General features: G+C 58.5%; 20 protein-coding genes. 13 read left to right on the forward strand and 7 right to left on the reverse strand.

Annotation, left to right across the window (positions count from 1 at the left end):
• The first annotated feature begins 109 nt into the window (after positions 1-109).
• Positions 110-2683 carry a hypothetical protein gene (locus MHK00_RS08045; protein WP_250411186.1) on the forward strand — a complete coding sequence of 858 codons (2574 nt, stop codon included), beginning with the start codon at positions 110-112 and terminating at the stop codon, positions 2681-2683.
• A 10-nt stretch (positions 2684-2693) separates the two neighbouring features.
• Positions 2694-3326: an MOSC domain-containing protein gene (locus tag MHK00_RS08050; protein WP_250411189.1), complete on the forward strand. Its 633-nt coding sequence runs from the start codon at positions 2694-2696 to the stop codon at positions 3324-3326.
• Between the two features lie 294 nt (positions 3327-3620).
• Here MHK00_RS08050 and MHK00_RS08055 read toward each other — a convergent pair whose 3' ends face one another.
• The gene (locus MHK00_RS08055; RefSeq protein ID WP_040425455.1) at positions 3621-4832 is read right to left on the reverse strand and encodes an MFS transporter; all 1212 of its coding nucleotides are present in this window, start codon (positions 4830-4832) and stop codon (positions 3621-3623) included.
• A gap of 272 nt (positions 4833-5104) precedes the next feature.
• Positions 5105-6586, reverse strand: a complete 1482-nt coding sequence (locus MHK00_RS08060; RefSeq protein WP_370658791.1) for an NAD-dependent succinate-semialdehyde dehydrogenase — start codon at positions 6584-6586, stop codon at positions 5105-5107.
• 323 nt (positions 6587-6909) lie between these two features.
• Here MHK00_RS08060 and MHK00_RS08065 point away from each other — a divergent pair, with 323 nt between their 5' ends.
• The 6 genes from MHK00_RS08065 to trpA are packed head-to-tail and all read left to right on the forward strand — an operon-like array spanning position 6910 to position 13599.
• Positions 6910-8427, forward strand: coding sequence for an anthranilate synthase component 1 (locus MHK00_RS08065; RefSeq protein ID WP_250411191.1), 1518 nt, complete (start codon positions 6910-6912; stop codon positions 8425-8427).
• The gene (locus MHK00_RS08070) at positions 8424-9071 is read left to right on the forward strand and encodes an anthranilate synthase component II (RefSeq protein ID WP_250411194.1); all 648 of its coding nucleotides are present in this window, start codon (positions 8424-8426) and stop codon (positions 9069-9071) included. Before MHK00_RS08065 ends, MHK00_RS08070 begins: the two co-directional genes overlap by 4 nt.
• A gap of 2 nt (positions 9072-9073) precedes the next feature.
• Positions 9074-10108, forward strand: coding sequence for an anthranilate phosphoribosyltransferase (gene trpD, locus MHK00_RS08075; RefSeq protein WP_250411196.1), 1035 nt, complete (start codon positions 9074-9076; stop codon positions 10106-10108).
• Complete coding sequence (gene trpCF / locus MHK00_RS08080) at positions 10108-11514, forward strand: bifunctional indole-3-glycerol-phosphate synthase TrpC/phosphoribosylanthranilate isomerase TrpF (RefSeq protein ID WP_250411198.1); 1407 nt, start codon at positions 10108-10110, stop codon at positions 11512-11514. The genes trpD and trpCF overlap by 1 nt, the downstream gene beginning before the upstream one ends.
• Positions 11515-11527: 13 nt before the next feature.
• Complete coding sequence (gene trpB / locus MHK00_RS08085; RefSeq protein ID WP_250411200.1) at positions 11528-12733, forward strand: tryptophan synthase subunit beta; 1206 nt, start codon at positions 11528-11530, stop codon at positions 12731-12733.
• On the forward strand, positions 12733-13599 hold the full coding sequence (trpA, locus tag MHK00_RS08090) for a tryptophan synthase subunit alpha (RefSeq protein ID WP_005326932.1): 867 nt from the start codon (positions 12733-12735) through the stop codon (positions 13597-13599). The genes trpB and trpA overlap by 1 nt, the downstream gene beginning before the upstream one ends.
• Positions 13600-13664: 65 nt before the next feature.
• Here trpA and MHK00_RS08095 read toward each other — a convergent pair whose 3' ends face one another.
• Positions 13665-14876 (reverse strand): dicarboxylate/amino acid:cation symporter, encoded by a 1212-nt coding sequence (locus MHK00_RS08095; RefSeq protein ID WP_250411201.1) that lies wholly within the window; start codon positions 14874-14876, stop codon positions 13665-13667.
• 191 nt (positions 14877-15067) lie between these two features.
• Between MHK00_RS08095 and MHK00_RS08100 the strand changes: the two genes are divergently transcribed.
• The 5 genes from MHK00_RS08100 (at position 15068) to MHK00_RS08120 (ending at position 17941) form a co-directional block, all read left to right on the forward strand.
• The gene (locus MHK00_RS08100) at positions 15068-15538 is read left to right on the forward strand and encodes an SdpI family protein (protein ID WP_005326927.1); all 471 of its coding nucleotides are present in this window, start codon (positions 15068-15070) and stop codon (positions 15536-15538) included.
• 339 nt (positions 15539-15877) lie between these two features.
• The gene (locus tag MHK00_RS08105; RefSeq protein WP_179387115.1) at positions 15878-16099 is read left to right on the forward strand and encodes a hypothetical protein; all 222 of its coding nucleotides are present in this window, start codon (positions 15878-15880) and stop codon (positions 16097-16099) included.
• A gap of 85 nt (positions 16100-16184) precedes the next feature.
• Positions 16185-16550: a Rieske (2Fe-2S) protein gene (locus MHK00_RS08110; RefSeq protein WP_005326925.1), complete on the forward strand. Its 366-nt coding sequence runs from the start codon at positions 16185-16187 to the stop codon at positions 16548-16550.
• A 101-nt stretch (positions 16551-16651) separates the two neighbouring features.
• Positions 16652-17617, forward strand: a complete 966-nt coding sequence (locus MHK00_RS08115) for a bile acid:sodium symporter family protein (protein WP_005326924.1) — start codon at positions 16652-16654, stop codon at positions 17615-17617.
• Positions 17618-17632: 15 nt separating this feature from the next.
• Entirely contained in the window at positions 17633-17941 is a 309-nt protein-coding gene (locus MHK00_RS08120) for a hypothetical protein (protein ID WP_250411204.1), read from the forward strand.
• A gap of 12 nt (positions 17942-17953) precedes the next feature.
• On the opposite strand, the gene MHK00_RS08125 is transcribed toward MHK00_RS08120, so the two are convergent.
• Genes MHK00_RS08125 through MHK00_RS08140 form a run of 4 tightly spaced genes read right to left on the reverse strand, consistent with a single transcriptional unit; the run spans position 17954 to position 21087 of the window.
• Positions 17954-18286: a branched-chain amino acid transporter permease gene (locus MHK00_RS08125; protein ID WP_250411206.1), complete on the reverse strand. Its 333-nt coding sequence runs from the start codon at positions 18284-18286 to the stop codon at positions 17954-17956.
• Positions 18287-19015, reverse strand: a complete 729-nt coding sequence (locus MHK00_RS08130) for an AzlC family ABC transporter permease (RefSeq protein WP_250411208.1) — start codon at positions 19013-19015, stop codon at positions 18287-18289. It abuts the gene before it with no gap.
• Between the two features lie 39 nt (positions 19016-19054).
• Positions 19055-19651 carry a YqgE/AlgH family protein gene (locus tag MHK00_RS08135; protein ID WP_250411222.1) on the reverse strand — a complete coding sequence of 199 codons (597 nt, stop codon included), beginning with the start codon at positions 19649-19651 and terminating at the stop codon, positions 19055-19057.
• On the reverse strand, positions 19651-21087 hold the full coding sequence (locus tag MHK00_RS08140; RefSeq protein WP_005325864.1) for a CCA tRNA nucleotidyltransferase: 1437 nt from the start codon (positions 21085-21087) through the stop codon (positions 19651-19653). Before MHK00_RS08140 ends, MHK00_RS08135 begins: the two co-directional genes overlap by 1 nt.
• Positions 21088-21150 lie beyond the last annotated feature (63 nt).

Below are 21150 nucleotides of genomic sequence, written 5' to 3' on the forward strand. Positions count from 1 at the left end.
GGGCACGCACATCCAAAATCCCCGCCGTATTCGCCCCCGGTTTTCGCGTCATTTCCGCCGCTCGCAGCCAAAATGCAGATCTGCATGAAAATGATCTAGGCTGGGGTAAATGAGCCAGGAGAAGTTTCGCAGCCAGCTATCATCTTTTGCAGACGCAGCGGTATTCCAGGGGATCCCGCACCTGCGCCTCTCTCCAGCTACCGACACTTTGGAGCTGTTCCTACCGGCCGTAACCGCAGGTTATGAGCCAGAAGATCCCCAGTGGACCGTGACCGCACAGCTGCTCGATGGCAGCGAGGACACCCGCAAGTTTTACTATGTGGAGGGCGAGGAACCCGGCTTGTGGATCAGCATGCCACGTGCCTTTAGCCACCTCAGCGTCTCCTTTGAGGAGCACACTGTGGAATTCGCCGGCGTGGCCAATGGCGGCCTGCTGTTGGATTCCACCCATCGCCCAATCGATACCACCACCGCGGTGGCCAAGGGCTCTTATACCTTCATCGCCCCTGCTGGCACGGAGCTCGCCAAGGCCAAGGTCGGCGAGGCCCGTCCCCACGGTGCATGGGAGGGCTGGACTATCGCCCCGGTAGAGGTCAGCCAGTCTTTCACCGTGGAGGTCCCGCGCCAGGAATCCGCAACCATCAAGGTCTCCGGCAGCCCTGATTTTGCTTGGGACATGGCTGTAAAGACGCTACCCAATGCCCATGGCCTGGATGGCGAACTGGTCTATACCCAGTCCCCGCGGGTCATCGCCAATACGGATCTCAGCATGGAGCTGACCTATGTCCCCATTGGTGGGGAAGAGGAGGCCGTGCTGGAGGATGAACTACCGGAGGGCATCCACGAGGTGCTCCCCGCAGACGCCTTCGAGGATCCCTGGGTAGGCCGCTACCGCTTCACCCTGTACAAGGACGAGGAACTGGTGGATATCCAGTACCTCAACTTTGCGGAGTCGCTGCACATGCGTGCCAAGAACGAAGGCCCGCGCGGCACCAACTTCCGCTTTATCGACGCCCTGGGCAACCTTTCGCCGTTTAGCTATGCTTTGGCTTCTGCGCCGGGCAAGGCTATCCAGATGGAAAAGGGCCAGCGCGTCTTTGGCGAAGACGAAAGCGTGCGCGAGGAGACCGTCGGCAGTGAAGCCGGCTATGAGCTGACCTTCCAGGTGGAGCCGGCGACGATTCGCACCCGCGTCAAACGTACCGCCGCCGAGCCCGTGGATTACCTGGATAAGCAGGTCATCCTGGCGGACCAGCTCGATGCCGATGCACTTTTTACCATCCACTCACCGGAGCCACTGCCGCTGGCAAAGTTCGTGGTTATTGATAAAAACCAGAAGATTAGGGACCTTGTCACCGCCAATGGCTCTACGGAGGCCGCCACCAGCCTGTCCGTGCCTAACCGCGCGCTGAAGTCGGCGCTGACGAAGAAGACCTCGCTGGAGCTCTACCTCCTGTGGTCCACGTTGTCCTATGAGGAATACCTCGAAGGACTGCCGGAAAAGGAGCGCGCAGCGCACCAAAAGCGCAGCTTTGAGCGTCGCGTCATGGAATATGAGGCCACCGCGGCCAGCGACCTCATTTATGCCGCCATTGCCACCGTGCGCAAGGCACCGTTGGTCGCCCGCGCAACCATTGAGGACGGCATCCTCATCCCTGAGCAGGCGCATGAGGAGGAGGTAGAACTGCTGGCTTGGGCGTGGCCGCTGGGTAATCCTGCGGGCGAGCCGCAACCGCTGGAGCCCACGGAGGAAGGCTTTGAGCTGCCCGAGGAGCTGCTGGACGCCGGCCACCTCATCGTGGACTTCCGCGAGGACGAGCCGGCCAGCGACTTGGCCGCGCCGCAGTACCCGCCGGCTAGCGCCCTCATCATCTTCCAGGACGGCGAAACCGAAAACACCGAGGGTATGTGGCCCACCTACGCGGCTATGCGCCGCCTCGCGCCCAAGGCCAAGGAAACCTTCGAGGGAATCATCAAGGAGATTGAGGCGGATCCGCGCGCCAGCATGGATGCCCTTATGGCCGCGGACTTTGAGCCGGGGCAGCGCATGCGCGCCTTTGTCCGCACCGGCTTGGTCTCCCGCACCTTCCGCCGCGAGGAGCCGGCCGGCGAGCCTTCCTCGCTCTTGGCCGCGCTTGCCGACGCCGCCTATGACTATGTCGAAGCCCACGGCTCCGCCTCCCTCGCGCGCGTGCCGTCCACCGGAGTCGACGATGTCACCCGCCCCATGCTGTTGATGAGCGCCACGGGCGAGGCACCTACGCCGGCAACGGACAGCGACCAGCTCTGCGATGATGCCCACCGCATCGCCGCACTGCGCGAGTGCTTTGCCAATGACCTTGCACTCACCCGCCTGGGCACCATTTCCAATCTGCGTAGCACCGCAATGCAGCTGCGGGTGACGCTGCAACAGCTGGGCGTCGATAAGTCCGTCCTACATACCCTGCTCGCGCTGGACGCCTTTGGCGATGGCAATTCGGAGCTCGGTGATTCCGCGTGGATGCCGTTTATTTCCTATGTCTTTGCCATCACGGCGCGCGGTGTGGCCAATGGCAAGCTGGCGGACCCTGCTTTCGCCGCCACGCTTGACGACGCCCTCCCGCAGCTCGCCGAGGCCGTCTCCCTCGCCCCGCAGCTTTTCTACCGCGATATTCTCACCGCGGAGGCGCTCACGCTCAGCTAGGGTGACAGGCATGCAGGTCGTCTCCACCAATGTCGCCGTCCGCCGGCCGGACCCGAGCGGGCGGCATGAGTTCTCGGGCATCGACAAAAAGCCGCAAGACTTTATCGATCTGGCAGCACCCGGACCCCATTATGGCGATGGGTCCGGCGTGCGCGGCGATATAATTGGTGACACCCAACATCACGGCGGCAACGATAAGGCCGTCTATGCCTACTCCCGCGAGGAACTGGATTACTGGCAATCCGAGCTTTCCCGCCCGCTGGCCTCCGGCGCCTTTGGCGAAAATCTCACCACGCAGGGCATCGATCTGTCTGCTCTGCTCATCAATCAGCGCGTGTGCATTGGCACCGCCGTGCTTGAGGTATCCGTGCCTCGCCAACCGTGTGCCACCTTCGCCGGCTGGCTAGGGGAGCGCGGCTGGCTCAAGCGCTGGACCGCGCGTGGCGACTGCGGCACCTACCTGCGCATCATTTCCCCCGGCCGCATTCGCCCCGGCGACGCCATTGAGCTGGATACCCCACCCAGCCACGGCATCACCATGCGCATGGCCTTTGCCGCCAAGATGGGCGACCGCGCCCTTGCCCGGCGCGTTATCGATGCTGGCTGCCTGCCCGCTCACCAACAGAACTCGCTTCGCACCTAGTTACACAAGCACTCATAGTCCGCCATGTCGAGCTCAGCAATGTCCCGTTGTCGCACCCGCAGTCGATGAGCCCAAACATCCAATAGGGGAATGGGACCGTTAATCAGCACATCCATGCGCAGCGGATGTCGACGCATACTCTACTTCCGGAACCGCAGGCTGTGTCAGCGCCTTTAGCTTACCGGCGAGGCCAGCACACTCTTTTTGCCCGTTGTGCGCGCAAAACAAAAGCACGCCAGCGCTAAGCGCTGGCGTGCTTTTCATGCTGAGTGCGAAGGAGGGGAAGTGGCTGTGTTACTTGCCCGCTTCAAAGCTCAGATGGTGCCCCTTCGCCTTAGGGAAGCGGCCGTGCACAAAGAAGTAGTAGATAGCGGCGATGACCACGAGACCCGCGAGAATGAGATACATCGTGTCAAAGCCAGTTGCCGCAACGATGGGGCCCAAGCCAAACGGGGCCAGGCCAATGCCGAGGTCCATGAGCAGGAACATGGTGGAGATACCGGCGCCCAACTGCGCGGCAGACACCGAGCGCACGGAGATGGCTTGGCAGGCGGGGCTGAGGGTGCCGAAACCCAAGCCGGTGCAGGCGCCCGCGACTACCAGCATGACGTCATTGGTGGGGAAGCCCATGATCAGCAGGGCCACGACAAAGGCGGCCAAGCCGAGGTACATTACGGCATTATCACCCTTATGGTCCTGGATACGGCCCAAGAAGAAGCGCATGATGAGCATCGTGACCGCATAGCCGATAAAGAAGAGCCCTGCGCCGGTGGCCAGGTCTTCCTTGCGGGCGTAGGCGTTGAGGTAGGTCACCACGCCGGAGTAGGCGATGCCGACTAGGAGCATGAATAGACCGATAGGAACCACATTGGGATGCACGGCATTGCGCAGACTAAAGGCCGGCTTTTCGGAGGAAACCTCGGCCGGATAGCGCAGCACCAAGGCCAGGATCAGGGAAACAATATTTGCACCAAGGGCGACAGCAAAAAGCGTGGTGTAGCCGATGTTGTTAGCCAATAACAGGCCGATAGCTGGACCAAACGCGGTTGCCAGGGTAGTACCCAGGGCGAAGTATCCGGTGCCTTCCGCACGGCGTTCGTGTGGGATAACGGACTGCGCCACCGCCATAAGTGCGGTGGAGGTCAAGGCATAGGCCGCGCCGTGCACCATTCGCACGATAATCAAGACCGCAACATTATGCGCAAAAAAGTACGCCACAGCTACAAGTGTGACGAAGGCCAGGGAAGCCAAGGCCGCCTTCTTGTGGCCCACGCGGTCCACGATCCAGCCGGAGAACACGCGCATGCACGTCGCGCCCAGAACAAAGGCACTGGAGGCGAAACCGCCCACGGTATCCGATGCCCCGAAACTCTCTACCGCGTAGAGGGCCATGGTGGTTACGAACAGGTAAAAGACCAAGAACTGACAAAAATTAGCCACCCACGCGAGGACAAACGTAGGCGTAATCAGCGGCGGCTTAGCCGCTGCAGATTCTGTAGGCGTCATATACTCACTCCAAATAACAAAAAGAAAATTCCTTCTCCACGCGCTGGCCATAAGGCCGCGCATCGCAGACGAAGGAAATAGAAATTGAATTATACGGAGAGGCACTATACGCCCCGCAGGCTACAAAGGTTAATTGAAAAGCTTTCCAGGCCCTTATCGAAGCCGCCCGTACACGGGCGGCTACCGGCAACCGCTACACCTTGAACTGGAAAAATGCTATGCACTGTGTAGGTAGCGTTGACTTATTCACGCTTAAGAAAAGTTCTTGAATCCTAGGCGCCGGCATAAGGATCACGGATACCCAAGTACTGCACCGAGGTATATTCCTCAATACCTTCGGCGCCGCCTTCGCGTCCTAAACCAGAGTGCTTGACTCCACCGAATGGGGCAGCGGCATTGGAGATGACACCGGCATTGAATCCCATCAAGCCAAACTCGAGGCCGTCGGCAACGCGCCAGAGGCGATCGGAATCCTCCGTATATACATAGGAGGCAAGTCCGTACTCCGTATCGTTCGCAATCTCTAGCGCTTCCGATTCATCCTTAAAGGTAAGGATAGGAGCAACCGGTCCAAAAATTTCTTCCTGAGCCACGCGAGTTTCACGTGAAACATTGCTCAGGATTGTGGGCGCATAGAAGTGGCCCGCGCCCTCGCCGCGAGAGCCGCCGGTGACAACGGTCGCGCCCTTGTCCACCGCATCCTCAACCAGGGCTGCGATATTGTCGAGTGCCTTAGCCTCAATCAGCGGACCACACGTCACACCTTCGTCCATGCCATTGCCGACGACGAGCTTCTCAAACTCTGTTGCCAGCTTCTGCGTAAACTCCTCCGCCACGGACTCGTGCACCACGAAGCGATTAGCCGCGGTGCAAGCCTCGCCAATATTGCGCATCTTCGCGCCCATGGCTCCCGCAACCGCTTGGTCGATATCCGCATCCTCGAAAACAATGAACGGTGCATTACCGCCTAGCTCCATGGAGGTGCGCAAGACATTGTCCGCGGCACCCTTGAGGAGGGTTTTGCCCACTGGGGTAGAACCGGTGAAGGAGAGCTTGCGCAAGCGGGCGTCGGCAAGCAAAGGCTCCGAAATGGCCGAAGCGGAGCTGCCGGAGACCACATTGAGCACGCCCTTCGGCAGGCCGGCATCGAGCATGGTTTGGGCGAAGTACTGCGCGGTGAGCGGCGTCAGCTTGGCCGGCTTCAGGACCATGGTGCAGCCCGCTGCAACGGCTGGGGCAACCTTTCGGGTGGCCATGGCGAGGGGGAAGTTCCACGGAGTAATCAACAGGCACGGACCCACGGGCTTGCGGCGGGTAACCATGCGCAAGGTGCCTTCTGGGACAGGGGAGTAGCGGCCATAGTCACGCGTGGCTTCCTCACTAAACCACCGCAAATATTCCGCGCCATAGGTGACCTCACCTTGGGACTCAGCAAAAGGCTTTCCCATTTCAAGGGTCATCAGGGTGGCGAACTCATCGGCGCGCTCGTGTACCAATTCAAAGGCGCGGCGGAGAATATCGGCCCGCTCGCGCGGGGTGGTGCGCGCCCACTCATCCTGGACCGCACAGGCAGCATCGAGGGCAGCCACCGCATCATCAGAATTAGCGGAAGACAGCGTGGCGATGGTCGCGCCCGTCGCCGGATTTTCTACGTCAAAGGTCTCGCCGGAAGACGCGTCGCGCCACTGTCCGCCAATCAATAGCTGGGTGGGGACCTTCGCTAATAGTTCCTTCTGATCGATGCTCATATTCATCACCTTTCTCCATTGCGTGAATGCACCCCACAGTACCGCGAATCGATAGCCGGTCTTCTTGGTCCTGCGCCAAGCACAAGCGCTTAGGGGGAGTGGGCGAATATTTTTATCGATTACCTTACAGGCTATAGAAATGTAGGTTAGTATGACCGATATGAAGAAGATGACTACTGCTTGGTGGTGGCGCGCGTAACCCGCGGGCCTTATTCCACCTCCCATTTTTAGGCTCGCATTCTGCGGGCCTTTTGGCGTTTTAGTGTCCCTGCTCGCGGAATCTCACTATCCGTTTCCCGGTTTCCCTCACCCACCGAAAGGGCACTGCAATGCCATACACCGCCACTCGCGATATACCCTACGACAGCGACGCGGCCGCGATTTTTGACGCCCTCGCACAACCGCACGACTCCCTACTTCTTGAAAGCGCGGACATTGAGACCAAGAAGAATCTCAATTGCCTCGCCGTACTCCAAGCGGCCCTGAAAGTAACGTGCCACGACCAGAGGGTCGAGATACGCGCTCTCACGGAAGCAGGGGAGACGCTCCTCCCTTCCCTCGAGGACCGGTTCCACCATCGCCTAGTTTCACGTGAAACTACCGCGGCGGTTTTCGAGTTCTCGCAGTCCACCCATCCAGACGAGCGGGAGCGGCTACTTGCCGAATCTACCGCTGATATTTTGCGGTTCTTGCAATTAGAAGCCAACTATTCCTCTCCTTTATTGCCGTTCCTTGGGGGCGGATTCGCTTATGACTACCTCGCTACTTTTGAGGAACTGCCCGAGGTTGAGCCCGGGGCCAACACCTACCCGGACTTTGAATTCTTGGTAGCCCAAACGGTCCTCGCAGTGGACCACCTACAAGGAACTGCACACCTAGAAGGCTGGGACATCGACGACAAGCGCCTGCGGGAAGAGTTGGATTCTCTTGCCTTACTGCCGGTGGCTGCTCGTCCCACGGCGCCGCAAAGGGAAAGGATCCGGGCGGTGGCCGATGTGGATGATGCAGGGTTTCGGGCGGACGTCGACAAGCTCAAAGGCAATATTCACGCCGGCGATATCTACCAAGTAGTGCCCGCGCGCGCCTTCACCGTGGACTGCCCCAACGCCCTGGCTGCCTACCGGGCGCTGCGCGAGACCAACCCCTCGCCCTATATGTTCTACGTCCGCGGTGCCGACTATGAGCTCTTCGGCGCCTCGCCGGAATCAAACCTCAAATTCACGCCAGAAGATAGGCAGGTCCAGCTCTATCCCATCGCGGGGACGCGTCCGCGCGGGCTCAACCCGGATGGCAGCATCAACCATGAACTAGATATCCGCAACGAGCTGGACATGCGTACAGACCAGAAGGAGATTGCGGAGCACACGATGCTGGTGGACCTTGCACGCAATGACCTCGCTCGCGTGGCCGTGCCCCGCAGCCGACAGGTAGCAGAACTCCTGCACGTTGACCGCTACTCGCGGGTCATGCACTTGGTCTCCCGCGTCACGGCGACGCTCCACCCGGACTTCGATGCGCTCCATGCCTACCGTGCGTGCATGAACATGGGAACGCTTACGGGAGCGCCCAAACTTCGCGCCACCGAACTGATACGCCGCACGGAAGGAAAGCGCCGCGGCTCCTATGGCGGGGCGGTGGGATACCTGCGCGGCGATGGAGCCATGGATAACTGCATCGTCATCCGCTCGGCCTACGTCCAGGACGGCACCGCAGTTGTGCAGGCCGGCGCCGGCGTGGTCAAGGATTCAGTGCCGCAAGCCGAGGCCGATGAAACGGTGCATAAGGCCTACGCCGTCCTCCATGCCATCGCCATGGCACACGGAGCCGAATTGGAGGTACAGCGATGAGCTCGCCGCATATTGTCCTTCTGGATAACCACGATTCTTTTGTCTACAACCTCGTTGATGCCCTCGCTGGATTCGATACCACCGTGTTTCGCAATACCGTAGCGGTGCACGACGTGCTGCACGCGCAACCCGACATTATTGTGCTTTCCCCGGGCCCCGGTCATCCACGGGACGCAGGCTGCATGATGGAGCTTATCGACGCCACCTTAGGCACCATCCCCATCCTCGGCGTGTGCCTCGGCTTCCAAGCGCTACTCGAGCACCACGGCGGCGCGGTCGAACCGTGCGGCCCGGTGCACGGGAAGTCCCTCCCGATGACCCTGACCGAGGCCGGGGTTATGCACCCCGTCTTTCAGGGCCTTGCCACCGATACCGAGCCGGACCAACCGGATCACCTTGGTACGCAAGTTCCGGTGGCGCGCTATCACTCCCTTGGATGCGCGGACCTCCCTCAGGGGATGCGTTGTCTCGCGCGTACGTCCACGGACATCGGAGAGGTAGCCATGGCGGCCGAAACGGATGACGGTAGGGCCCTAGGAGTCCAGTTCCACCCCGAGTCCATCCTCACGCCCCGCGGCCCCCTCATGCTTGAGCGTTGCATCAATCAATTATATACGCACACCACTATGGATACGGAGAACTAAAAATGAATCACGCACCCCTACGCACCTTGCAAGCCTTCCTGAATAACCCGCAGCCCACCATCGAAGAAGCCATGGAGGTATTTACCCCCTTGGCCGTGGGCGACTACGACGATATTCATATCGCGGCGCTGCTTACCCATATTCGCACCCGCGGCGAGACCTTCGCAGACATTGCCGGCGCGGCCAAAGCATTTTTGAAGGTGGGCTATCCATTCCCCATCACCGGAGAAGGACTCATGGATTCGGCCGGAACTGGTGGCGATGGCGCGAATACCATCAATATCACTACCGGCGCCTCCCTCGTTGCCGCCGCAGGGGGAGTGAAGATGATCAAGCATGGCAACCGCTCGGTCTCTTCCAAGTCCGGATCGGCCGATGTCCTCGAAGCCCTGAATATTCCACTGGACCTAGACGCCGCCCGGGCAGTGCGCCAATTTGAAGCTTCCAACTTCACTTTCCTATTCGCCCCTGCATACAACCCAGCGGTCGCCCACGTACAACCGGTACGCAAGGCGCTAGGTATCCCCACCATCTTCAATACGCTAGGACCGCTCCTGTCCCCAGGACGCCCGTCACTGCAAATCATGGGCATCGCCAACCCGGCCCAAGGCCAACTTATCGCGGAAGTGTTCCGGGAGCTCGGCCGGGAGCGCGCCCTAGTCGTCCATGGCGCTGGCACGGATGAGATCGCTAGCCACGGCACGACACAGGTCTGGGAGCTCAACGACGGCGAGATTGTCTCTTATGAGCTCACCCCAGAAGACCTCGGCATCAAACGCCACGAGCTGACGGACCTAGCCGGCGGCGACGGCGCCGCCAATGCCCAAGCCCTCCGTGCGGTTTTTGCCGGCCACGGCGAGCCCGCCCATTGTGACGCCATTGCCGCCACCGCCGGCGCCATGTTTTACCTCAACGGGACCACGGAGACTATCGCGGCAGGAGTCACTCACGCAAAGCAACTGATTAGCACCGGCACTGTTGAAGATTGGCTCGCGCTCCACGAGAACACCAACTATGCCGTAGGGGAGGAGAGCTAATGTCGGGAAATGCATTACCCACGGTGCTCGAGGAGATCGTCGCTCAGCGCCGCACTCACCTGCCCGCACTCCGGGAGCGGCTATCCCACGTGGACTTAGCTAGCGTGCCACGTTCGGAGCGTTCGCTTGCCGACGCCCTCCGTGGCACCAACCGCTTCATCATGGAGTGCAAGTCCGCCTCGCCGTCCCTCGGCATGATCCGTGAAGACTATCACCCGGGCGATATTGCCCGGATCTACTCCCGTTACGCCTCAGCCATCTCAGTGTTATGCGAGCCCGATCGGTTTGGCGGCGACTACGACCACTTGCAGACCGTCGCACTATCAACGCATGTGCCGGTACTGTGCAAGGACTTTATTGTCGATCCCATCCAGGTCTATGCCGCCCGTTATTACGGCGCCGATGCCATCTTGCTCATGATGTCTATCGTGGACGATGACACCTACGGTGAGCTCAAGGCACTGGCAGACAAACTCGGCCTAGACGTCTTGACTGAAGCCATCACCGAGGACGAGGTGAATCGCGCGGTGAATTTTGGCGTCGATATCATCGGCATCAACAACCGCAACCTCCACGATCTCAGCATCGATCTAGGGCGCACTGAACGCCTAGCCCGCCATGTTCCAGACGGAAAGGCGATAGTTTCCGAATCTGGAATCTGCGATAATGCCACCGTCCGCCGGTTAGGGGCCCACGCACATGCTTTCCTTGTAGGCTCCCAGCTCACCTCCCAGGAGGACATCGATCGGGCGGCGCGCGACCTCGTCTATGGTGCCAACAAAGTATGCGGCCTTACCACCGCCTCCTCCGCACAATCAGCGCGCGCTGCTGGAGCCCGTTACGGGGGACTCATCTTCGCGCCGGATTCACCTCGCAGTGTTTCACGTGAAACCGCACAAAGCATCATTTCCGCGGAACCAAAGCTGGAGTACGTAGCCGTGACGCGCTCTACGGATGTGGAAACGCTGCGGAGCATAGCCCAGATCCCCGGCCTCAAAGTTCTCCAGCTTCACGCCCCATTCCAAGGGAGTAGGGAAGCAGAGCTGCAATTCCTTCACGATGTTCGGGGCGTCGCTGACGGCCTTAACCTTTGGCGAGCCATCGACATGAATAACTCTGAATTCGCTGCCTTAACGCCGGACCTAGTACCAGAAGTAGAGGCCCTCGTCCTCGACTCCGGCAGTGGAGGGACGGGAACCACTTTTGAATGGCGGACGATCCCCGATGAAGTGAAGGAGAAATCCCTCCTCGCCGGAGGGCTCCGGCTTGACAACCTCGAAGAGGCACTGTCAATCGGCACGGCGGGACTCGACCTCAATTCAGGTCTGGAATATGCACCTGGGCGCAAGGACTCCTCACTGATCGCCCAAGCCTTTAGCACCATCCGGAACTACACACACCCATAGAAAGAAGAGAACGATGACAGTTTCACGTGAAACGCTCCTTCCGGCATACTTTGGCGAATTCGGCGGACAGTTCGTCCCCGAATCCCTCATCCCGGCGCTCGACCAACTTGAGGAGGCCTTTGTCGACGCACAAAACGACCCCGCATTTCGCAAAGAGCTAAGCACGCTATTGCGTGATTATCTCGGCCGTCCCACACCAATTACAGAGGCGAAGAACCTCGGGGGTAAAGCGCGCATTTTCCTCAAGCGTGAGGACCTCGTACACGGTGGGGCACACAAGACGAACCAGGTCCTTGGTCAGGCACTGCTAGCAAAGCGGATGGGGAAGACACGCATTATTGCGGAGACCGGAGCGGGCCAGCACGGCACCGCTACTGCACTTGCGTGCGCATTGCTGGATCTCGAGTGTGTGATCTACATGGGTGCGAAAGATGTGGCCCGACAGCAGCCAAACGTATTCCGTATAGAGCTGATGGGAGCGAAGGTCGTCGCCGTCGACACCGGATCCGGAACTCTTAAGGACGCGGTGAATGAAGCCCTCCGTGATTGGACCGCCACTTTCCATGAATCCCACTATCTCCTCGGTACCGCGGCCGGACCTCATCCATTCCCAACCATCGTCCGAGAGTTCCACAAGGTCATCTCCGAAGAGGCTAAAGCGCAAATGCTTGAGCGCACCGGTGGGCTACCGGATGTAGTCGTAGCGTGTGTCGGAGGCGGCTCCAATGCAATCGGCATGTTCGCAGACTTCATTGAGGAAGAGGAAGTGGAACTCGTCGGCGCCGAACCTGGCGGCGAAGGTCTAGACTCCGGCAAGCACGGTGCCACCATCAACAACGGTACGGTTGGCATCCTCCACGGCGCGCGCAGCTACCTCATGCGCAACGCGGACGGCCAAGTGGAAGAATCCTATTCTATTTCCGCCGGACTCGACTACCCAGGTGTAGGACCACAGCACGCGCACTTACACGCCAGTGGCCGCGCGCAATATGTCGGCATTACTGACGTCGAAGCACTCGAAGCATTCCAGCTTCTTTCCACTAAGGAAGGCATCATTCCCGCTCTCGAATCCTCTCACGCGTTGGCCTACGCCTTGAAGCGGAAGGATGAGGACATCAACATCTTGGTCTCCCTTTCCGGCCGCGGCGATAAGGATATCGACCACGTTCGCCACACCCTTGAGAACCACCCAGAATTTAAGCTCCAGGAGAAGAACTAATGAGCACCCGATACGAAGACCTATTCCGCTCACTACGCAACAGGGGAGAGGGTGCTTTCGTCCCATTCCTCATGTTGGGCGATCCCACGCCAGAGCACACGCTGGCCATCGTGCGAACCGTCGTCGCGGCCGGAGCCGATGCATTGGAGCTCGGTGTTCCATTTTCTGACCCAGTGGCCGACGGCCCCACCATTCAGGCCTCCCACCTTCGCGCGATCGATGGCGGCGCCACCGTAGATTCCGCCTTGGAACAGGTGCGAACAATACGCGCGGAATTTCCCGAGCTTCCCATCGGCATGCTCATCTACGGCAATGTGGCGTTCACTCGCGGTTTCGACCGGTTCTACGCCGAGTTTGCAGAAGCGGGTGCGGACAGCATCTTGCTTCCCGACGTCCCTGTGCGCGAAGGCGCTCCATTTATCACCGCAGCAGAGAAAGCCGGTATTGACCCAATCTTTATCGCCCCGGCCCGCGCGACTGCGCACACCCTCGAGGGCGTCGCTCAAAGCTCACGCGGCTACATCTACGCAGTATCGAGAGATGGAGTTACCGGTGCCGAAAAGCAATCAGAAACAATTGGCCTCGAAGAAGTCGTCGCTAACATCAAGAAGTTTGACGGACCTCCGGTACTGCTCGGATTCGGCATTTCCGAGCCTGAACACGTGCGCGATGCCGTAGCCGCTGGGGCAGCGGGGGCCATTACAGGATCCGCAATCACCAAGATTATCGATCGCCACGTTTCACGTGAAACAGACGCGGAAGGCAGGCCAGTGGAAGGAACTCCAGGCCGCATTTCCGACGAGAGAGCATTGCATAAGGAACTCGCCGAGTATGTAACTCGCATGAAGGCAGCGACTCAAGAGTAGTCCTGAAGACGCGAAGAACCCTCCTCAGCTCTCGGCAGCTGAGGAGGGTTCCCTATAAAAAGCCTCTACGCGGTTGCTTCTGCAGATTCCTCTTCGGTGTGGTCCTTCTTGGAGCCCGCGAACTTGTCCACGATCATCGCGATAGCGCCGTCGCCAGTAACGTTGGCAGCCGTGCCGACCGAGTCAATGGCGATGTAGGCCGCGATCATCAGCGCCACCATGCCATCGTCAAAGCCCATCATATCCGCCAGTAGTCCAGCTGCGACCATAACCGCGCCGCCAGGCACACCTGGTGCCGCAATCATCATGATTCCCAACAGGAAGATGAAACCAAGGCCGGTGCTCGTACTAATATCCAGGTTCGCCATGTACACAATCGCAAAGGCATAGAGCGTCAGCTTAATCATGGAACCAGAGAGGTGAATGGTCGCACACAGTGGGATAACGAAGCTTGCCACCGGCTTCGAAATGCCATTCTTCAAGGTGGACTCCATAGACACCGGGATGGTGGCGGCAGAAGAAGAGGTTCCCAGTGCGGTGAAATATGCCGGCACCATATTGCGCAATGCCTTGAAAGGACTCTTACCGGTGATGGCACCAGCGATGATGTACTGGAGCACCAGGTAAACCAGAGTCATGACAACCGCCAGGATCAGGACCTTCGCGAAGGCCGAGAGTACTGAGCCCAAATTGCCATTCATGCCCAAGCCCAAGAACATGCCGAAGATATAGAAGGGCAGAATTGGCACTACAAAGCCCCAAATGACCTTGACTACTACGCTCTCCAATTCCTTTGTGACCGCATACAAGGTATCGGACTTCACTGTAGTCATCGCTACACCGATGCAGAATGACAACAAGAGAGCCGTCATAACCTCAAAAGGCGGCGCCATTTCCACCTCGAAGTACGGAGTGAGTGCCCCCTCATCAATATCGGAGACATTTGTAATCAGATCCTGACCACTGAGTATGGTGGGGTAGAGCCAGTGCGCAAGTACGTAGGCAAGAAGACCCGCAACAATCGTTGAGCCGTAGGCAATGCCTGCAGTAATACCCAACCATTTTCCGGCCCCTCGTCCCAGACCAGCAATCGACGGGGCGATAAGCGCGAAGATGAGGACCGGAATAAAGAAATTGAGGAAGTTACTAAAGAGTCCATTGAAGGTGGCGAATACGCGGCCAAACCATTCTGGCGCGAATTGGCTCACCACCACGCCAAGGATGATGGCGACGATGATGCGGAACAACAGAGATTCCGAGAGTTTCTTGAAATTCATGTACTTACAATCAAATCGGGTGTTTCGCCCCTTGGTAAAAGTTCCAGAGTGAAACAGCGCGGTACAGAGGCAACGGCCGCTTCAATATCTATCGATCGACCTTAAAGGCATACTACCCGACTGGAGGCATAGTCAGAACACTCACCCCAGCGACGATTTTCATCTTGGCGCTACAAGGTTAAACTAAGTACATGATCGCTGTGGGAATCATCTTTTTAATCCTCGCCGTCTTTCTTATCGTCGTGGGAGCCTTGGCCTCAACCAAGCGCCTACCTGGAAACAGCTATATCGGCTTGCGCCTACAGGAAATTCGCAAGTCTCGTGAAGCATGGGACAATGCCCATCGCGTCGCCGGCCCATTCTGGATACTCAGCGGCGTCTGCCTAGTTTTTGGCGGCATCGTCGCGCTCCGCGCTGAGGGCTGGATGTGGCTCATCCCGGTTCTTACTTTTGTGGCCGCTGTTCTAGCCCTCTCCATCGGTTCTAACCTCGGCTCACGTGCCGCGTTCCTCTACGAACAAGCACACGCGGATGAGGAGGGTTGCGGAGAATCCTGTAATTGTGGTTCCGACGGTTGCGGTGGGGAAGAGGTCACCGCAGCATCCGCTCCCCAAGTTGATGTAGACGCGCTCCGTCACGCCGCTCGCGAATCCGACAGGTAGGCACGCACTGCTGCGCAACCAACCCCTTCTGGAGAAAGATTCATCTTCCGTCCAGAAGGGGAATTTTTGTAGCTATCCCATGTGCATAGGAAGCATCCGCAAGCACTTAGGTTTAGTAACCGTGACGGTATTAAGGAGGGCCGGGCGTTGTGCGTTTTTAGTAACTGTCGAATTTCTCAATCTTCCGTTTTCTTGATTGCCCCCATACTTGCACAAACAAATAGTTGATTTATCTTTGCTATCCTGTTTCTGCGAGAGAGGATAGAGGTTACGTAAAGGTGCCATGGAAGCCTGGCAGGCCAAAGCGCAACCAGCCCCCTGAAGGGCAGAATATAGTGCATGAAGAAAAGTACCGCCCTGGCGGCCATCGCCGCTTCAACTTTTGTGATCGGCGCTTACGCTGAGCAAGACCACAAGGTAACGACGGCCGTAGCAGAAGCACACGAACAGCAATCTGCACAGAGCATCGTTGATGATTTAGGAATTGAGTCCGGCACCTATGAACTTATCGCTACCTACGATGGCTCTCCGGATACGTGGGAGGGTCTCCTAGCTGACTAAGTTCAGAGTTTCACGTGAAACTATAATGTCAACCGGACAAACGAGTATGACACATTACGCGAGACCAACGGGCTAGAGTAGAGACATGATTAAGTGCTCTCGTCGAATGTTCTTGCTTGGAACCGCCACCACATTTGCAGGCGCCTACGCCGCGGCCTGTGGCTCCTCTCCGTCCGCAGAAATTGCGGCGACCGAGATTCCGATTGGCTCCGCGAAGATTGTTGATGGCGTGATCTTCACCCAGCCCAAGGAAGGCGAGTTTAAGGCCTACTCCCAAACCTGTCCCCACCAGCACAATCCAATCACCGAGATCGATGGCATGACGGCCACCTGCACGGCGCACAACACCTCCTACAATCTCAGCGATGGAAGCGTAATCTCCGGCCCGGGGCGCGATCCATTGGAAGAATACGAAGTTAAACAAGACGGCTCTAACGTCACCACGGCCTAAAGAGCATTTCCCGTGTGGTTTCACGTGAAACTACACGGGTTGTGTTTTCTCGGCTCGAGTATCTGCAGCATGTGAATACGAACCGGGTTTAAACTCTTAGCATGCTGCAGCGTTTGAAAAAGCCCGACCCGCTTATTGTCCTCATTATCCTGGCGGTCATCATCGCGATAATCGCACCAGCCCGCGGGAACTTTGCCGACATTGTCGGCCAATTAACAAACGTGGCCATCGCGCTACTCTTCTTCTTGTATGGCGCGAGGCTTTCCACTCAAGAAGCCCTCAACGGGCTCAAGCACTGGCGGCTACACCTCACAATTCTCGCTTTCACCTTTGTGGTTTACCCGCTTATAGGCATAGCTCTGCGCCCACTCACCGCTGTCATATCGCACGACATGTACCTGGGCATCTTATTCCTCACGCTGGTTCCATCCACGGTGCAGTCGTCGGTTGCCTTCACCTCAATCGCGAAGGGAAACGTGGCGGGCGCAATCGTATCGGCTTCTGCCTCAAACTTAGTGGGAGTGATCATCACTCCATTGCTCGTCATGTTCCTCATGGGAACTGGGGGAGGAGTTCACATCGATACGTCAGTATTCGGCGAAATCGCCCTTCTATTGTTAGCGCCATTTGTTTTAGGTCAGCTTACTCGGCGCTGGGTAGGCAAGGTTGCACAAAGCAAGGCCACTAAAGTCGTGGACCGCGGCTCAATCGCGATGGTGGTGTATTCCGCTTTTTCTAAGGGTGTGGTGGACGGAATTTGGTCCTCTATTTCTCTGTGGGACCTGGCGTTCCTGGTCGTCTTCGCCGCAATCTTCGTTGCCTTCATGCTGTGGCTCACCAGAAAGGCGAGCCAAAAGATGGGATTCAACCGCGCCGATACCATCGCAATCGAGTTTTGCGGATCGAAAAAGTCATTGGCCACGGGGCTACCCATGGCCTCGGTCATCTTTGCTTCTGGTGGTGCGTCTCTTGGTCTACTGATCCTCCCGTTGATGATTTACCACCAGGTTCAGTTGATGATGTGTTCGTGGCTAGCGGCCCGTTACGCGCAGCACCCCGGCACGTAACTACACTTAAGTGCCATGACGAATTACCTGTACGTACGAACCGAACTGAATGTGCCCGGCGTCGGCTCAGCAATTCACATGGCGGAAATGGAAGAGCGCGACGCAAGCAGCTGCCGCATGGTGCGCATGATTGCGCTTGATCCCTCGGATGCCATCGTCGGGGTAGCAACACCGAGTAGTTCCACGGGCAACGTGGATCAGCCGCAAGAGGTCGTCCCTCACCCGGATACCTATGATGAATTTCCGGACATTAGCGCGCAGTACGTGGACCAGTCTCGGTTCGACGCCCTGTGGTCCGAAGCCACCGCCAAGTTCGGCCTATAAGAGTCGCAAGGGCTAAAAGACTACGTTGACGAGGAGCATATAGAAGGCGGTTCCGCCGAAGATGGACAGCGCTGAGTCCCGCTTCCACAGGTGAAGCAGGAAGGTAACCACCACGCCAAGGAGAGCCGCCCAGATGCCACCAGGCGCACCGGCCTGCCCGTAGACGGTATACACCACCAAAATAGTCATCACTCCGACAGGCATCATCATGCCGAGCAAGGAAAAGAACTGACTATCCTTCATCCATTTCACAAAGGAGAAAGGAAGTTGGCGCAGTACAACGGTAATTAGGCCGACGGGAACCAGGACGGCCGCAATAGCAGCAAGAGTAACTCCAGCGGGCATTTAGCGCTCCTCCCGGAATCGCTTCAGGTCGCCTCGCCTACGCAAGCTAAAACCGGCATCAACGCGTGGGGATAGGTGCCGAATAAAAAGCAAGATGAAGTAGGCGCTGAGAGCCATCATGAGGAGTTGTCCAGGGGCGAAGGCGGCCGCGAGGATCCCCACCATCGCCGCGCTTAAGGGCAAAGAAAAATCCTGGTTATTGCGGAAGGAATCCATCGCCAGCACGACGAAGAGCGCCACAAGGGCGAATTCCATACCCTGCACGGATGAGGGAATCACCTGGCCGGCAAGAGCACCGACAATGCCACCGCCTACCCACAGAGCTTGACAAAAAATTTGGATGGTGAGGATCCGAGTCCCAGTCGGTCGGTCATCGGTGGGGAGGGAGGAGACGATGGCATAGGTTTCGTCGGTAAGCGCATAGGTGGAATAAGCCCTGCCTAGGCGCGAGTGAATGCGGTGGCGGGGAAAGGTGAGGCCATAGAAAATATGGCGGAAGTTCACCATGAAACCGGTAACTAGAGAAGCCACGGCTGTGGCGCCGCCGGTGACCATGGAAATGGCGAGGAACTCCATCGAGCCGGCGTAGATGACGATGGAGAAAATAGGCGTCCACCACCAACTGAAGCCGGATTGGACCATGAGCAGGCCGAAGGCTAGGCCAAGGGGAATGAGGCCGATGGCGGCGGCCCAGGTATCCCGCAAGCCTTGTGAAATATCCTCACGCATGCGGGCTGGTGTAGCCCACTGCCTGCAGCTCGATAGGAATTAATTGTCTTCCACGTTGACAGGATAGGTGGAGTACAACGGCAACGGCATGGGTTGGCGCTTCATAACATCGGACCAGAGGTCGGCCGGGCCCGGCGTAATAACGTCTTGGGCGAGGGCAGGAGAGACGAACCATTCGCCGGCCTCAATTTCCTCCTCCAGCTGGCCCGGGCCCCACTCGGCGTAGCCGGCAAACATGCGCATGCCCGAGACCAAGGGCTCTATCTCTTCTGGGTCGGCACGTAGATCCACATGTGCCAGGCGCGGGGCGAGGCGGGTGAGTCGGTCATGCTTGTCCGGATCGACGCCCTGGTTGGTCTGCGCGAGCCCTACGACAGATTGCTGATTGAGCGGGCCGCCGATGTATAGCGCCTGCGGCTTGGCCACGACGGGAAGCCATTCCGGCAGCACATTGAAGATCGCCACCTCGGAACGCTTGGTCAAATCCACGCCGAAGGTCATCATGTCATTGTGCTCAATGATGAGGATGACGGAACGGGCGAATTCCGGCGAAAGCATGCCCGGAGCGGAGATGAGCAGCTGGCCGGGGGCGGGGTCATTGCGCTCGAGGGCGTTGAATAATCTATCGGCAAACATCACTGTTTAGAATCCCACCACTCGCGCAACTTCGCAATCGCGTCCTCGCGCTCGAGGGGGCCGTGCTCGAGGCGCAGTTCCTTGAGATAGGACCACGCCTGGCCCACCTCAGGGCCGGGCTGGAGCCCTAAGATCTCCATGATCTCGTTGCCGTCGAGGTCTGGACGCACGCGGGCCAGGTCCTCCTTGCGGCCGATCTCTTCGATACGCTCCTCGAGCTGATCGTAGGTGCGCTGGAGGCGACGGGCCTTCTTGGCATTGCGGGTGGTGCAATCGGCGCGCACCAGCTTGTGCAATCGGGGAAGGAGATCGCCGGCGTCGGTGACATAGCGGCGCACGGCGGAATCAGTCCACTGATTTTCCCCAAACCCATGGAAGCGCATGTGCAAATAAACCAACTGGCCGATGGACTCCGTGGTGGCCTTGGGATACTTCAACTTGCGCAGGCGCTTGCGGGCGAGCTTGGCGCCCACCACCTCGTGGTGGTGGAAGGAGACCTTGCCATCGGTGTTATCAAAGGTATCCGGCTTGCCAATATCGTGCAGCAGCGCCGCCCAGCGCAGGACAAGATCAGGACCATCTTCCTCTTGATCCATGGCCTGGCTTAGCACCTTGAGCGAGTGGGCATAGACGTCCTTGTGCTGCGCGTGTTCGTCCGCGGTCATGCGTAGCGCGGGGATCTCCGGGAAGATATAGTCCGCGATTCCCGTAGATACCAGTAGATCAATGCCATCCCACGGGGCCGTGCCGCAGATGAGCTTATCCAGCTCCACCTGCACGCGCTCCACGGTGATGCGCTGGATCTCGCCAGCCATATCCCGCATGGCCTCCACGACGCGATCGGCCACGCGAAATTCTAGCTGGGAGGCAAACCGAGCCGCACGCAGCATGCGGAGCGGATCGTCGTGGAAGGAGATCTCCGGCTTATCCGGAGTATCGAGCACCCGGTCAGCTATGTCTTGAAGGCCGTGGAGAGGATCGTGGAACTTAAAGGAGGCGTCGGCAAGCAGCTCAATGGCCATCGCATTGGCCTTGAAGTCGCGCCGGACAAGATCGCCTTCCAAGGTGTCACCGTAAACCACCTCAGGATTGCGGGACTGGCCGTCATAAGAATCGGAGCGGAAGGTAGTGATCTCAATCTGCTGGCCCTTGTAGGCCGCGGAGACGGTACCGAAATCTATGCCGGTATCCCACACGGTTTCGGCCCACTCATCGAGGATCTCCTTGACCACCTCGGGGCGGGCCGGGGTAGTAAAGTCCAGGTCATTTCCCAAGCGGCCCAAAAGCGCATCGCGCACAGAGCCGCCTACGAGGTAGAGCGAGTAGCCGCGCGCGGCAAATTTCTCCACCAGTCCGCCCAGCAGGCTACTGAGGGAGGAGACGGTGGATTCCGCGCGGGCAAGAACGCCGATTAGCTGAGTGTCCTGAAAATTCACGGGTGAGAGTCTACTACGATTGGTAAGGATGACTAACCAAGAACAGGGCCCCTCCAAGGGAGG

Origin of the sequence: Corynebacterium tuberculostearicum (assembly GCF_022347385.1) — a bacterium.
In the GTDB taxonomy this organism is placed as follows: Bacteria; Actinomycetota; Actinomycetes; order Mycobacteriales; family Mycobacteriaceae; genus Corynebacterium; species Corynebacterium tuberculostearicum_M.